The organism is Maribacter sp. MJ134 (assembly GCF_003970695.1).
Classification (GTDB): Bacteria; Bacteroidota; Bacteroidia; order Flavobacteriales; family Flavobacteriaceae; genus Maribacter.
In genome coordinates, this window is record NZ_CP034570.1 from 1,361,535 (window position 1) to 1,376,893 (window position 15,359).

The 15,359-nt window shown below is 40.0% G+C and carries 12 protein-coding genes and 1 tRNA gene; 10 read left to right on the plus strand and 3 right to left on the minus strand.

Annotated features, from left to right (window positions below):
- Nucleotides 1–152 precede the first annotated feature (152 nt).
- The 8 genes from EJ994_RS05995 to ribB all read left to right on the plus strand — a co-directional run bounded on the left by EJ994_RS05995 (nt 153) and on the right by ribB (nt 9,769).
- Nucleotides 153–1,373 carry an aminotransferase class I/II-fold pyridoxal phosphate-dependent enzyme gene (locus EJ994_RS05995; protein WP_126591637.1) on the plus strand — a complete coding sequence of 407 codons (1,221 nt, stop codon included), beginning with the start codon at nt 153–155 and terminating at the stop codon, nt 1,371–1,373.
- Between the two features lie 72 nt (nt 1,374–1,445).
- The gene (gene nhaC, locus EJ994_RS06000; RefSeq protein ID WP_126591638.1) at nt 1,446–2,936 is read left to right on the plus strand and encodes a Na+/H+ antiporter NhaC; all 1,491 of its coding nucleotides are present in this window, start codon (nt 1,446–1,448) and stop codon (nt 2,934–2,936) included.
- Nucleotides 2,937–3,051: 115 nt separating this feature from the next.
- Nucleotides 3,052–3,555, plus strand: a complete 504-nt coding sequence (tpx, locus tag EJ994_RS06005; RefSeq protein ID WP_126591639.1) for a thiol peroxidase — start codon at nt 3,052–3,054, stop codon at nt 3,553–3,555.
- A 19-nt stretch (nt 3,556–3,574) separates the two neighbouring features.
- Nucleotides 3,575–3,940, plus strand: a complete 366-nt coding sequence (locus tag EJ994_RS06010; protein WP_126591640.1) for a diacylglycerol kinase family protein — start codon at nt 3,575–3,577, stop codon at nt 3,938–3,940.
- Between the two features lie 156 nt (nt 3,941–4,096).
- Nucleotides 4,097–6,469 (plus strand): FtsK/SpoIIIE family DNA translocase, encoded by a 2,373-nt coding sequence (locus EJ994_RS06015; RefSeq protein ID WP_126591641.1) that lies wholly within the window; start codon nt 4,097–4,099, stop codon nt 6,467–6,469.
- Between the two features lie 7 nt (nt 6,470–6,476).
- Nucleotides 6,477–7,121, plus strand: a complete 645-nt coding sequence (locus EJ994_RS06020) for a LolA family protein (protein ID WP_126591642.1) — start codon at nt 6,477–6,479, stop codon at nt 7,119–7,121.
- Between the two features lie 26 nt (nt 7,122–7,147).
- Nucleotides 7,148–8,626 (plus strand): LptF/LptG family permease, encoded by a 1,479-nt coding sequence (locus EJ994_RS06025; protein ID WP_410504174.1) that lies wholly within the window; start codon nt 7,148–7,150, stop codon nt 8,624–8,626.
- The gene (ribB, locus tag EJ994_RS06030; RefSeq protein WP_241240870.1) at nt 8,627–9,769 is read left to right on the plus strand and encodes a 3,4-dihydroxy-2-butanone-4-phosphate synthase; all 1,143 of its coding nucleotides are present in this window, start codon (nt 8,627–8,629) and stop codon (nt 9,767–9,769) included.
- Nucleotides 9,770–9,778: 9 nt separating this feature from the next.
- On the opposite strand, the gene EJ994_RS06035 is transcribed toward ribB, so the two are convergent.
- From EJ994_RS06035 to EJ994_RS06045, 3 genes are all read right to left on the minus strand, one after another.
- The gene (locus EJ994_RS06035; protein WP_126591644.1) at nt 9,779–10,972 is read right to left on the minus strand and encodes a DegT/DnrJ/EryC1/StrS family aminotransferase; all 1,194 of its coding nucleotides are present in this window, start codon (nt 10,970–10,972) and stop codon (nt 9,779–9,781) included.
- Between the two features lie 17 nt (nt 10,973–10,989).
- A complete protein-coding gene (locus EJ994_RS06040; RefSeq protein WP_126591645.1) occupies nt 10,990–11,742 on the minus strand; it encodes a sulfite exporter TauE/SafE family protein in 753 nt (250 codons plus the stop codon).
- A gap of 329 nt (nt 11,743–12,071) precedes the next feature.
- Nucleotides 12,072–12,156: transfer RNA gene (locus EJ994_RS06045), tRNA-Ser, on the minus strand.
- 167 nt (nt 12,157–12,323) lie between these two features.
- Here EJ994_RS06045 and EJ994_RS06050 point away from each other — a divergent pair.
- Both EJ994_RS06050 and EJ994_RS06055 read left to right on the plus strand, forming a co-directional pair.
- Entirely contained in the window at nt 12,324–13,331 is a 1,008-nt protein-coding gene (locus tag EJ994_RS06050) for a glycosyltransferase (protein WP_126591646.1), read from the plus strand.
- 113 nt (nt 13,332–13,444) lie between these two features.
- Nucleotides 13,445–15,358, plus strand: a complete 1,914-nt coding sequence (locus tag EJ994_RS06055; protein WP_126591647.1) for a BatA domain-containing protein — start codon at nt 13,445–13,447, stop codon at nt 15,356–15,358.
- The last annotated feature ends 1 nt before the right edge of the window (nt 15,359 follow it).

Consider the following 15,359-nt stretch of genomic DNA (forward strand, 5'->3'; position numbering starts at 1 on the left):
AAGGACAAATTTTCATGATTATCATTCATAATGAGCTCTAAAAAGAAATAAAATCTAAATTAATATTAATTAATAGAAATATAATCTAAAAATAGCTATTCGTATTGACTAAACATCATTATAAATGTATTTTTAATGAAAATTTAGATGAGATGAGTAAGAAAGCAGCCAACGATTTACAGGATTTACAATATTTTGGAGAGTACGGCGGTGTTAATCCCTCCGTTTCCGATTCTTCAACCTATACCTTCTTATCTGCTAAAACGATGTTCGATACGTTCGAAGGTAATACGGAGGGCTGTTATTTGTACAGCAGACACTCCTCCCCTTCCAACCTTTACCTGGGCGAAGCCTTGGCAGCTTTGGAAGGTACCGAGACGGCAAATGTCACCGCCAGTGGAATGGGTGCAATTACGGCTGTTATCATGGAGCTGTGTAATGCTGGGGACCACATTGTCAGTAGCCGAACCATCTACGGGGGAACCTATGCTTTCATGAAAAATTTTCTGAAGAAATTCAACATCAGCACCTCCTTTCTGGACATCACGGACTTAGATGCGGTAGCCAAAAGCATAACCCCGAAAACAAAAATGATTTACTGTGAAAGCGTAAGCAATCCGCTATTGGAAGTTGCCGATATTGCGGCACTATCCAAAATAGCCAAAGCGCATAATATACCTTTAGTGGTGGACAATACCTTTTCTCCTTTAACGATTAGTCCTGCTAAACTCGGTGCCGATGTTGTTATTCATAGCCTAACGAAATTTATTAACGGTACTAGTGATTGTGTTGCCGGAGTAGTCTGTGGTACAAAAGAATTTTGTCTACGGTTAAAAGATGTAAACAGCGGAGCTGGTATGCTTTTGGGAAGCACGCTGGATAGTTTGCGGGGAGCATCCATACTTAAAAATATGCGCACATTGCATATACGTATGAAAAAACATAGCGAAAATGCACAGTTTTTGGCCGAAAGGTTTGAGCAGGACGGATTGCGCGTCGTATATCCAGGCTTAAAATCCCATCAGGGACATTTGACACTGAAAGGTCAAATGAATCCGCAATATGGCTATGGTGGTCTTATGACCATTGATGTAGGTACCCTTGAAAAAGCGAATGCCCTCATGGAAATGATGCAAGACAGAAAGTTAGGGTACCTCGCGGTAAGCTTAGGTTTTTACAAAACTCTGTTCAGCGCTCCCGGAACCTCTACTTCGTCCGAAATACCAATGGAGGAGCAACTAGCTATGGGCTTGGGAGATGGTCTTATTCGCTTTTCCGTTGGTCTGGATGACGATATCCAAAGAACCTATGACTTAATGAAAGCCTGTATGGAACATCTTGAGATCTTGAAATCGGATACCATGAAAGTGTAAAGCCTTAGCTAGACAGGTTTGCACATCCGTAGCATAAATCGTAATATTACCAGATAACCAAACTACCGCTACATGGCAAACCAAAAATCCAACAAACATAGACAGGACGAGCATATTGTTGAAAATAGAGAATTAAACATCTATGAGGCTTTAATTCCTGTAATTGCTTTGGTGGGAATGCTCGCTTATAATGTGTATGTATTTGGAGATGATGCCTTAAGTGGCTCAAATCAATTTATTCTTTTATTAGGAGGAGCAGTAGCGGCGATAGTGGGTTTCATGAACAAAGTCTCCTACAAACAAATGCTTGCGGAAGTTGCCGAAAACGTAAAATCTACCACAGGTGCCTTACTTATACTATTAATGGTCGGTGCCTTAGCGGGTACATGGCTTATTAGCGGTATTATTCCCGCGATGATCTATTACGGGCTACAGATATTAAATCCCACTATTTTCTTGCCAGCTTGTGTAATCATTTGTGCAATTATTTCCATTGCTACCGGGAGCAGCTGGACAACCGCCGCAACCGTTGGTATAGCCTTAATAGGAATTGGGGATGCTTTGGGCATATCCTTAGGGATGACAGCTGGTGCCGTACTTTCCGGAGCCTATTTTGGAGATAAATTGTCACCCTTAAGCGATACGACGAACCTAGCACCTGCTATGGCCGGGGGAGAATTGTTCAGTCACATTAAATATATGACGATTACCACCGTTCCCACAATAGTGGTGACATTAGTGGTCTTTATCATTATCGGTTTAAATATTGATACCTCAGGAACAGCGGATATAGATGGTATTCTCACATCCATTGACGCCACCTTTAACATAAGCGGATGGCTATTTTTAGTACCCGTGGCGGTCATTTTCCTTATAGTAAAGAAAACACCACCCTTGGCCGCTTTACTTATAGGCACATTACTCGGAGCCGTATTTGCACTCTTCTTTCAACCCGATATTGTAGCTGGCATCACCAATGTCAAAGAACTAACCTTTGAATCCGGCTACAAGGGTATTTTAAAATCGATTACCGTACAAACAGCGATACCTACCGATAATGAAGCCTTGAACGACTTATTTTCGGCAAAGGGCATGGCAGGAATGCTAGGTACTATTTGGCTTATAGTTTGCGCCATGGTGTTTGGGGGCATCATGGATGGTATCGGTGCCTTAGCCAGAATTAGTAGTGCCTTATTAAGTTTAGCAAAAACCACCTTTGGTCTTTTCGCCAGTACAGTGGCCAGTTGTTTGGCTTTGAACGTTACTGCCTCAGACCAATATCTTGCCATTGTAGTTCCAGGAAAAATGTTCTCCAAGGCCTATGCAGATAGAGGACTGGCGCCAGAAAATCTCAGTAGGACCTTAGAGGACTCCGGTACCGTAACCTCCGTGCTAGTTCCTTGGAACACTTGCGGAGCTTACCATAGTGGCGTATTGGGCGTAAGTGTAATGGAATATTTTGTTTATGCTATATTCAATTGGTTAAGCCCTATCATGACTTTGATTTTTGCAGGACTGGGAATTAAGATAAAACAATTAGTCGATAAAAAAGAAGGCGAATAGTGTAATCGGAGCCATGAAGACTCCTGAGAAAATTGTTACATAATTTTATTGTAATTCCCTTATATATCCCTTCTATATTTTATAATTTCACGTATTAATTATAAAACTATAGCATATGGCTTCTGTAACCCTAAAGGGAAATACAATAAATACCTTAGGAACTTTACCTTCAACTGGAAGTAAAGCACCCGAGTTTCAACTTACAAAAAACGATTTATCCACCGTTAAACTATCCGATTATCAAGGTAGTAGAGTGGTACTTAATATCTTCCCGAGCGTAGATACTGGCACTTGTGCACAGTCCGTTAGACAGTTTAACCAAGAGGCTGCGGAATTAGACAATACCATTGTCCTTTGCGTATCCAAAGACTTACCCTTTGCCCAAGCCCGTTTTTGTGGTGCGGAAGGGATTGATAACGTAGAAATGTTATCGGACTTTAGAGATGGTAATTTTGGTAAAGCGTATAATTTAGAATTCACGGATGGTCCATTGGCACCCTTACATTCTAGAGCTGTTGTGGTGGTTGATGAAAACGGCAAAGTGATTCATACCGAACAAGTTCCCGAGATAGTGGACGAACCAAACTACAAGGCTGCTCTAGAAGCACTTATGAATTAAAGAAGCATGCGCTGAAATTATGCCCAAAGAATCTTTTTTGGTCAACCGACTAAAGAGTGTAGGCTTTGCCCTTAGGGGTGCCCTATTACTCATTAGAACGGAAGCCAGTATTAAAATACAGATATTCATCACCCTTGTGATGACCGCTCTCGGCTTCTATTATGAAATATCCAATATAGAATGGATACTTCAAATATTCGCCATTGCAATGGTCTTGGGAGTAGAAGGGATGAATACCGCCGTTGAAAAAGTGGCAGATTACATACAACCAGAGTTTGACCCTAAGATTGGTTTTATCAAGGATATTTCCGCTGGGGCCGTTATGATGGTTTCCATCGCAGCGGCTATCATCGGTTGTATCATCTATATACCGAAGATTTTTTAATAGGGCTCTATAAGACGCATGTAGTGCAAATAATCACGGGTAAAGCACACGTGGCTTAGAAAGGAAGTTAACATTGATTTCGACGGAAGCACAAGGACATTTTAGGTCCCGCTTATCGAGTAAATTTGTATTTTTACCCCTAGAACAAACGAATTCATGGCAAAAAAGGCTACTAAAACTAAGCCAAAATCAAAACCGGTAAAAAAGAAAGTTTCCATTGGATTATCAAAGCAGAATAAGATAATTCTCGGGAGCCTTTTGGTGCTTTTCAGTATTGCGCTATTTTTCTCTTTTGTTTCCTTTTATTTTACGTGGCAGGATGATCAAAGCCTACTTACGGAGTTTAAAGATCGTAATGAGGAGGCCAAAAATCTTTTGAATAAATTCGGTGCTAGCGTCAGTCACTTTTTCGTGTACAAAGGTTTTGGGATTGCTTCCCTAATAATCCCATTTTTATTGTGTTTGTCCGGTATTTATTTGTTTTTGGGCCTTGACCGAAAAGGAATGCTGAAGAAATGGATATGGGGATTAATTTTCTTGATATGGATTTCGATAGCATTCGGTTTTTTTGCCTTGGAAAGTCCACTTTTAGGGGGACTAGTGGGTTATGAAATGAATGATTTTCTTCAAGATTACACCGGTAAGATAGGTGTGTTATTGCTACTTGTTTTTGGTTTGATTTTCATCATGGTACGCTTGTTCAAGGTGACTCCAGAAGGTATTGGGCAATTTTTCAGGTCTAAGAAACAAGCGCTACGTTCCGAGTTTAAAGCGGCAAAGGAAAAATCAATTGAACAGCGGACGGAATTTTCGAAAGAGGAAGAAGAGGTACCGGTGGTTATTGATACCTACACCCATAAGAAGGATATCCCACCAATAGTAAAAGAAGTAGCTGAAAAAGAATTGGAAGTTACCGTGCCACAGGAGGAAGAGGAAGAACTCGCAATGAAGGTGGAACAAGTTGTGGAAGAGCCGGAAGAACTGGATTTACTGGCCAATAAATTGGTCGATGACTTTGGAGAATTTGATCCTACCTTGGAGCTAGGCAATTATAAGTTCCCAACTATTGAACTCTTGGACCAGCATGGTGTTACAGGTGGCATTACCATAAACCAAGAAGAATTAGAGGAAAATAAAAATAAGATTGTAGACACCCTTAAAAACTACAAAATCGGGATTGCGCAGATAAAAGCGACTATTGGCCCTACGGTTACGCTCTATGAAATAGTACCTGATGCCGGTGTTCGTATTTCTAAAATTAAAAATCTTGAAGACGATATCGCCTTATCTTTAGCTGCACTTGGCATACGAATTATTGCCCCCATTCCCGGTAAAGGCACCATTGGTATTGAAGTCCCCAATAAGAACGCAACCATAGTTTCTATGCGTTCGGCAATCGCTTCCAGTAAATTCCAGAAGGCGGAAATGGAACTACCCATTGCATTCGGTAAGACCATCAGTAATGAGACTTTTGTTGTAGACCTTGCCAAAATGCCACACTTATTAATGGCCGGTGCAACAGGGCAAGGTAAATCGGTAGGTCTCAATGCAGTCCTCACCTCTTTACTCTACAAGAAGCACCCCGCGGAGGTGAAGTTTATTTTGGTAGATCCTAAAAAAGTAGAATTAACCCTCTACAATAAAATAGAACGTCATTTCTTAGCCAAGCTACCAGATTCGGAAGAGGCCATTATAACGGACAACACTAAGGTTATTAACACATTAAATTCCCTTTGTATTGAAATGGACAATAGGTATGAACTATTGAAAAAGGCCATGGTTCGAAACCTAAAGGAGTACAATACCAAGTTCAAAGCAAGAAAACTCAACCCGAACGATGGACATAAGTTTCTGCCTTACATAGTACTGGTAATCGATGAGTTTGCCGATTTGATCATGACCGCAGGGAAAGAGGTGGAAACCCCGGTGGCCAGACTAGCACAATTGGCAAGGGCCATAGGCATACACTTGATAATAGCCACCCAAAGACCTTCTGTAAACGTAATTACAGGGCTTATTAAAGCCAATTTCCCTGCGCGTATTGCATTCAGGGTAACATCAAAAATAGATTCCCGCACTATTCTAGATGCACAGGGCGCAGACCAACTTATAGGTCGTGGAGATATGCTGTACACCCAAGGCAATGATGTAACCCGTATTCAATGTGCCTTTGTAGATACGCCGGAAGTCGCAAAAATCACCGAATATATAGGCAGCCAAAGGGCCTATCCAGAGGCCCACGAACTCCCCGAATATGTGGGTGAAGAATCTGGCACGAGTGTTGATATTGATATCGCGGATAGGGATAAAATGTTTCGAGAAGCTGCAGAAGTAATCGTAATTGCCCAACAAGGTTCCGCTTCTTTAATACAAAGAAAATTGAAACTTGGTTACAACAGGGCAGGTAGGATTATTGACCAACTTGAAGCGGCTGGAATCGTTGGCCAGTTTGAAGGTAGCAAGGCGAGACAAGTGCTTATCCCGGATATGATCGCATTAGAACAATTTTTTGAAAACGAAAGTAATTAATTATACTATGAAGAAGTTCCTATTTTTAACAGTAGTCTTTTTAACCGCAGGATTTGCACAAGCGCAAGATGCGGCCAAGGCAAAAGCGTTATTGGACGATGTATACACTAAAGTAAAAGGGTATGATAATGTTTACGTAGATTTTAAATTTGCGTTGGATAATGCCGAAGCGGGTATTAAACAAGAAACAAGAGGAGACGTTACACTATCTGGAGAAAAGTATCTTTTCAATTATTTGGGTTCCCAACAATTATACGATGGCAAAAAGGTGTACACTATAGTTCCTGAGAATGAAGAAGTGACCATTGAAGACCAGTCTGATGAGGAAGATGCCATAACGCCTTCCAAAATGCTTACATTTTACAAAGAAGGACATAATTATGCTTGGGATATCTTACAGAACGTTCAAGGTAGAAAAATACAATACGTAAAATTGACACCAATTGATTCCAATTCTGAAATAAAAAGTAGGCTACTAGGTATTGATGTCAACACAAAGCATATCTACAAACTCATTGAAACAGGAAACAATGGGACCAAGACCACCATTACCGTTAATTCTTTCAAAACAAATCAGCCTGTTTCAGAGACCTTATTTACCTTTGATGAAAAGAAGTACACAGATGCTGGGTACTACATTATAAAGAATTAGCACTTTTGAGGATTTTAGACCGGTATATACTATCAAGGTTCGCATTCAATTTTTTCAGTTCGTTTGTTATATTGATGTTCATCTTCATATTTCAGACGATTTGGCTCTTTATTGATGATCTTGCCGGTAAAGGTTTGGACATCATTATCATAGGAAAGTTCCTTTTCTATTTAATGCCAGATTTAACTGAGAAAGTGCTACCCCTTACCGTATTGCTATCGTCCATACTTACTTTTGGAACCTTTGCCGAAAATTATGAGTTCGCCGCAATGAAGGCGTCGGGAATATCGTTACAAAGGTCTATGTTCAGCTTAATCATTTTTGTTACGATTTTAGGTGGGGTCACCTTCTTTTTTGCAAACAACGTTATTCCGCTATCACAACGAAAAATCTATAATCTAAGAAAGAACATTGCCAAGGTAAAACCAGCGGCCGCAGTTTCCGAGGGTATTTTTAGCGATTTTGAAGGAATGAACATCAAGGTCGATGAAAAATATGGAGAGAACGATCGTTTCTTACGCAACGTAATCATTCATAAAAAAACCAAGTCTAATATTAATAGTACGGTAATCAAGGCCAAAAAAGGAGAATTGATCAGCAGTGAAACTTCCGATATTATTCAGTTGGTCCTAACGGACGGACATTATTACGAGGAAATAGAAAGCAAGAAAAACAAGTTTAAATATCCTTTTGCAGAAGCTAGTTTTGATACCTACATTATGAATATTGAGGTGCCGGAACTGGACAATGAGGATTTAGAGGAAGAAAGAGATGTCAGTACCGCCAAGATGAAAAATATCAGCCGGCTGTCAAAAGATATTGATTCTATCAAAACCGATAATTTTAGGATAGTTCGTGCTTTTTCCAAGAATATCGTTAGCAGAATGGGCCTGTTTTCCCCATTAGCCATAAGGGACACCTCTATAGTAAAGAGTAAAGAACGTATACTAAAGGACTCGATAAATGCCGCAAAAATAGCCTTGCTTAAAGAGAATAAACCCAAGCAGGACTCCATTAAGGCGGACTTGTTACATCTTTTTCCGGATTGGCAGCGGATACAAGTGCTAACTAGTGCCAAAAATGCGACCTCGGGAATACTGGGCTCCGTGACGGGCAAGAAGGATGAAATTCAAAAAAGATATAAGAACTACAACCTCCACATCTTATCCTTACACAATAAATATGCCTTGGCCTTTTCCTGTATTATTCTTTTTTTCGTTGGAGCTCCCTTGGGTGCTATCATCAGAAAGGGAGGCCTGGGACTTCCAATGGTTATTGCCATTGTTCTCTTTTTAGTGTATTATTTCATTGGTGTTTTTGCAGGCAATTACGCCAAAGAAGGAAATATTCATCCTATGTTAGGGGCATGGGTTTCTACCCTGATTATGCTACCTTTGGGCTTTTATTTGACAAAAAGGGCAACCGAAGATAAAGGAATGACCAATTTTGGTGCGGTGACGGATTTTTTCAAAAATCTGTTCCGAAAAAAGAAAGAAACCGATTAGATGGGAGTACAAATGCCAGAAACAGTTCAGCTGAATACCATACAGGAAGCGATTGCCGATATACGAGAAGGCAAGGTCATTATTGTGGTAGATGATGAGAACAGGGAGAATGAAGGAGATTTTTTGGCTGCGGCGGAATTGGCCACACCAGAAACCGTAAATTTTATGGCAACTCACGGAAAAGGGTTGATTTGTGCGCCATTGACCGAGGGAAGATGTAAAGAACTTGGACTCCACATGATGGTCAGCAATAATACCGACCCTATGGAGACTGCCTTCACCGTATCTGTAGATTTAAGGGGAAACGGTGTTACCACGGGAATATCGGCATCGGACCGTTCAAAAACTGTTTGCGCTTTAACCGATAAGGAAACCAAACCGCATGATTTAGCAAGACCGGGACACATTTTCCCTTTAGTAGCTAAAGAAGGTGGTGTCCTACGAAGAACAGGACATACCGAGGCTGCAATCGATTTTGCACGATTAGCCGGATTAAAGCCCGCTGGAATTATCGTTGAAATCATGAACGATGACGGTAGCATGGCCCGTTTACCACAGCTGATGAAAGTGGCTGAAAAATTTGACCTTAAAATAGTTTCCATTGAAGATTTGGTCGCTTACCGAATGGAACACGACAGTCTTATCGATAAGGAGAACGACTTTGAAATAAAGACCCGTTTTGGAGATTACAGGTTACGAGCGTACAAGCAGACCACCAATAATCACGTACATATAGCCCTGACCAAAGGCAACTGGTCTAAGGATGAAAAGGTGTTGACCCGCATTAACTCCACCTTAATCAACAACGATATTCTAGGCACCTTGACCAATAGCCCTGACCAGAAGTTAGAGAATATGTTCAATGCTGTGAATAAAGAAGGTAAAGGCGCTATTGTATTTATCAATCAAGATGCAGAATCACTTAACTTATTGAATAGGTTGGCAGAGCTTCAGGAATTACAGAAAAAGGGAATTTCTAAAGCGCCCAAAATAGAAATGGATTCGCGTGATTTTGGAATCGGGGCGCAAATACTACACGATTTAGGAATCAGCAAAATGCGTCTATTGACCAATAGTAGACAAGGAAAACGTGTAGGTATCGTGGGTTACGGATTGGAGATTGTTGAGTACGTAACCTATTGATTAAAGGGATTAGATCATAATAGAAATAATCGAGTACATTTTTTTAGCGCGCTGCGCTACTTCTTCCTCTGTCCAACTTAGTTTTACCAAAACGGAGATAGTCCTTCCCATCCATTGGTCCGATTTGGAAAAATCGGCCTTCGAGTAATCCGGCAAAAAATGGGAGACTTCATTAGGTAACTTTCCTAGAGATTTCAAATTGGTCAAATGCTCCCACTTCTTATAATAATGCCAATTATTATCAAACCAATAAAAACAAGCATCAACACCTCCATTAACCAAAGCTTTATGTGTATTTCTGGCTATTTCTTCCGAAGGAAGGAAGAAATTTAAAAAGGAGTAATTCTCTTCCCCTCCGGCAGGCACCCTTCTAAAAGTCACCCCATTAACGCCTGCTATTTCGTTTTTTAAAACGCCGTAGTTTTTCTTTTGTATAGCGATAAATTCGTCCAAACGTTGTACTTGTGCACAACCTACTGCCGCGTTTAATTCAGATATTCTAAAATTATAGCCTAAGAAAGGATGCGTTTCCGCTCCCCTATCATTTCCCACATGGTCATGGCCGTGGTCGGAATAGTGGTCCGCATTGCGATAAAACTCTTCATTATTGGTAATTAAAGCACCACCCTCACCACAAGTAATCGTTTTAACGTAATCAAAAGAGAAACATCCCAAGTCTCCATAACTCCCTAACGGTTTACCGTCAAAACTACCTCCTATCGCTTGGCAAGCATCCTCTAAAAGTAATAGACCGTGTTTTTCACAGATTGCTTTCAACGCTCTTAGGTCCGCCATGGAACCACACATATGCACGGGCATTACTACCTTGGTCCGTTCCGTTATGGCAGCTTCAACCGCAGCAGGGTTTAAGGTTAAAGTATCATCAATATCAACTAAAACGGGTATAGCTCCCAGCGCAAGTATAGATTCAAAACTAGCCACAAAGGTGAACGTTGGCATGATGACCTCGTCCCCTGCTCCAATACCGGCACTTGCCAAAGCCACGGTGAGTGCGGCAGTCCCACTACTGACCAGTTGCACATATTTTGTCCCCATTCTTTTGGACAAAGCGGCTTCTAATTCCTTAGCCTTCCATTGTCCGTTGCGCATCCCATCAAAACCATAGCGCATAAGCACTCCCGTATCTAGCACAGTTTGTACTTGTGCTTTTTCATTATCTCCAAACAATTCAAATCCAGGCATATTACTTCAATATAAAATTAAAAAAACCACAGTTTTACGGCCATCGCTACGACCATAATCACTAAAAATACTTTAATAAATCCGTCACCCTTCTTAACAGAGTATCTACTTGCAATCCAAGCTCCACTGCCGTTTCCGATAGCCAAAATTAGACCAATCTTCCAGTTTACCTTATCATTCAAGGCAAAAACCGCCAAGGCAGAAATCATATATAGAAAAACGACCGAAACCTTGGTAGCGTTGGAACGTACCAAAGACATTCTATTAACGTAATGTAAAAATAAAATCATAAGGAAACCAAGGCCTGCGTTAATGAATCCGCCATAAATTCCAAAAAAGAAAAATACTACGATTCCTATCCAAAGGTATTTTCCGGTAAGCCGCTCTTCTACATCCTTAAAATTAATTTTTGGACTGAAGACGATGATGAACACCACCAAAATCATAACTATAGCTAAAATTCTATTGAATACCTCCCCTTTGACATCCACCGCAATGTAGGCGCCAATAATTGAACCAAGAAATGCAGCTATTCCCAAATAGGCATTAAAGGGAAAAGTGGAAACTCCCTTACTCTTAAAACCTGCCGTGGCGAGCGCAGTCTGTATAACGATAGCAACCCTATTGGTACCGTTGGCAATATTCGAAGGAAGTCCTAAAAATATGAGAACGGGGAGCGATAGTAAGGACCCGCCGCCAGCGACCGTGTTAATAAAACCTACAGCAAAACCCACTACGACCAGCAAGGGGTAATGATACCATTCCTCCATAATGCAAAAATAAAGGGTTGTACGGTATTTAACTAGGAAATAATTATTCTCGTGGATAGCAAGATTACGTTCGGTGTTCCCAGTAAGGAATCCTTGGCAAACACAAAACCCACACCAAAGCTACGTTTGGTTGGTTTCCCATGCAAAAAGGCACAATCGAAAACAACAGGGATTCACTCCGTGCATCCCAAAAGGAAGTCCTGAGCAAGCATAAAACCAACTCCAAAGCTACGCTTGGTCGGTTTTGTATTTTAGGTTATTTCGCTCAAATAAATTTGGCTCATGCCGTAAAATACAAAACCCGAAACTTTCGTTTCGGGTTTCTTTTGCGGAGAAAGAGGGATTCGAACCCCCGGAGGTGTGACCCTCAACAGTTTTCAAGACTGCCGCATTCGACCACTCTGCCATTTCTCCAAGTGTCTCATCAGGTATTCCCTGAATGCGGGTGCAAATATAGAAAGCTTTTTCTATCTATTAAAGTCTTTTTGGTAAATAAATCTATAATTAAAACGAACTAAAGGGTATATATTATTGCCTATTACATTTATCCTTGTTACTTTTTCCCAATACTAGCATAAAACATGGAAGTACCTTTGGTAAGTATACTCATCCCTTTTAAAAACACCGCCCCTTTCCTGGAAGCTTGCCTAGATTCTATTATCTCACAGACCTTTACAAACTGGCAAGTCTTGGCGGTAAATGATAACTCTAGCGATATGAGTTTGGCTATTGTTCAAAAATATGCGAACAAAGATCCAAGAATAAAAGTTTTCAATACTAACGGACGGGGAATTATTGAAGCGCTCCGAACTGCCTATGATTATAGCGAAGGAAAATTTATCACCAGAATGGACGCTGATGACCTAATGACACCAAAACGTTTGGAGCTTATGGTGGCCGATTTAGAACAATACGGAATGGGGCATATTGCTATTGGACAGGTTAAATATTTTTCAGAAAAGGGTATTGGAGACGGTTATGAACGGTACGAAAAATGGTTAAACGCATTGACCGAAAAAGGCACGAACTTCTCGGAACTGTATAAGGAATGTGTAATCCCCTCCCCGTGCTGGATGCTACATAAAGTTGATTTAGATGCCTGCGAAAGCTTTAAACCTGATGATTATCCGGAAGATTATGATCTAACTTTTAGGTTTTATGAGCATGGGCTTAAAGTCATCCCTAGTAAACAGATATTACTTTTATGGAGGGATTATGATCATAGAACCTCTAGAACTAGCGAGCACTATGCACACAACTACTTTTTGGATATAAAGCTGCGCTATTTTGTTAAACTACATTATAATCCCAATGAAAATTTGGTTATTTGGGGCGCTGGAAATAAAGGAAAAACGATAGCGAAAAAATTAATTGAACGAAAAGTTCTCTTTCAATGGATATGTAATAATCCCAAAAAAATAGGAAAAGAAATTTACGGCAAAACACTTTTACCTATAAATTCCTTAGAAAAAATACCAAACTCCCAAAGTATTATCGCCGTTGCCAACGAAGAGGAACAAAAGCATATACATGACTATTTTAATAAAAAGGGGAAAATCTCCATGAAAGATTATTTCTTTTTCTGTTAAACCAACTTACATAAATTGAAACTTAGCAACGAGGTTCTTTTGGCGTTAAACAGTCTATTTTATTAAGAATCAACTTCTATATTTTAGTTATCTTTGAGCAATCAAAAACAGGAATGCAGTTTAAACATCCAGAATTTCTTTGGGCCCTTTTTCTACTACTCATCCCTATTTTTATTCATCTTTTTCAACTCCGGAGATTTAAGAGAACACCGTTTACCAACGTAAAACTACTGCAACAAGTGGTCTCCAAATCCCGAAAAAGTAGCACCTTAAAAAAATGGCTGTTACTCTTTTCAAGGCTCGGCATCTTATCTGGTCTGGTCCTAGCATTTGCGCAGCCTTTTAGCGCTAATGAAAATGCGGTTAGGGAAAAGGAAAACGTTTTCTACTTGGATAATTCCTTTAGCATGCATGCCAGGACAGCGAATGCTACTTTATTCCAAAATACCGTTCAGGAATTTATACAACGTGTTCCAGAAGATGAAAAGTTTCATCTGTTCACTAACGATAACACGTTTTTGGATGTTGAAATAAGTGACCTTAAGAATGATCTGCTAGAAATGAAGCCCAGTGCCGAACAGTTGACCTTAAAGGAAGTTGTTCTAAAGGCAAAAACGCTTTATAGCCAAGATAATAGCAAGCAGAGAAACACTATTATTATATCCGATTTTCAACAGCGTTTAGGCGACTTGCCCAATGATAGCAATGCCACGACAAATCTTTATTACATCAATCCACTTAAAGAAAAAGTAGAAAACATCACAATCGATTCCATTTATCTCAATCCCAATGAAAACGGTAGCTTGGATTTAACAGCGTTGGTCAGCTCAAATTATAGCGTAGAGACCACGGCCGTGTCCCTGTATAATGGTAATAAATTAATTGCAAAAACGGCAGCCAATTTTGATACGAACAATAAGGCCAAGGTCTTGTTTTCGATTCCTTCAGATGAAGAGATAAACGGCAGGATAGTGCTTGCAGATAATGGGCTCACCTATGATAACGAATTTTACTTCAACATCAATGCCCCAGAGCAGATTAAGGTTTTAGACATTGGAACAACGCCCAACTATTTGAAAAGAATTTTTATCGCACCACAGTTTCAATACCAAAAGACAAACTTAAATCAACTAAACTACGGAGCCCTGGAAACCTACAATCTTATTGTCCTTAATGAGCTTACGGAAATTCCATCCGGTCTTATAACGGCGTTACGTTCGTTCACTGACGATGGCGGAAGCTTGGCAATTATTCCTGCGCAAAAAATAGATTTGGCCGCATACAATCGGTTATTATCCTTCTATTTAAATACGACTTTTGATACTAAAATAAATCAAGAAGTAGCCATATCCAACATAACATTTGAACATCCCCTTTATTATAATGTATTCCAAAAAAACGTCTCCAATTTTCAATATCCTACCGTAAAAGCGTACTACCCCATAAGGACGAATGCTACTGCGGCACTTTCATTGCAGAATAAGGCTCCTTTCTTGATAGGCAGGGATAATGTTTATATGTTTGCTGCCTCCTTAGAGGACACCAATTTTAAAAATTCCCCATTGATAGTCCCTACTTTTTACAATATAGGGGCCAACAGTCTAAAATCTTCGGAACTATACCATGTTATTGGTAAACGGACACAGGTAGATGTGCCCTACGTATTGAACAAAGACAACGTACTGAAATTGCTAGGTGAGGATTACGAGTTTATTCCCCAGCAAAGAGCTCTTCCTAAAAAGACACGATTGTTGTTTGATGATAATCCAACAAAAAGCGGTGTTTATCGAATACTGGACAATGACCAGGTTTTGCGCAATATAAGTTTCAATTACGATAGAAAAGAAAGTGACTTGTCTTACCTAGAACTGGGTGCCGGGACTTCAACAATTGTAAGTAGTTCTATCACCGACTTTTTTGAAACCAGTCAAAAAGAAAATACCATAAACGAGTTTTGGAAATGGTTTGCTATTTTAGCATTATTGTTCGTTTTTATAGAAACCATTCTCCAAAGATTTTTAAAGTAAC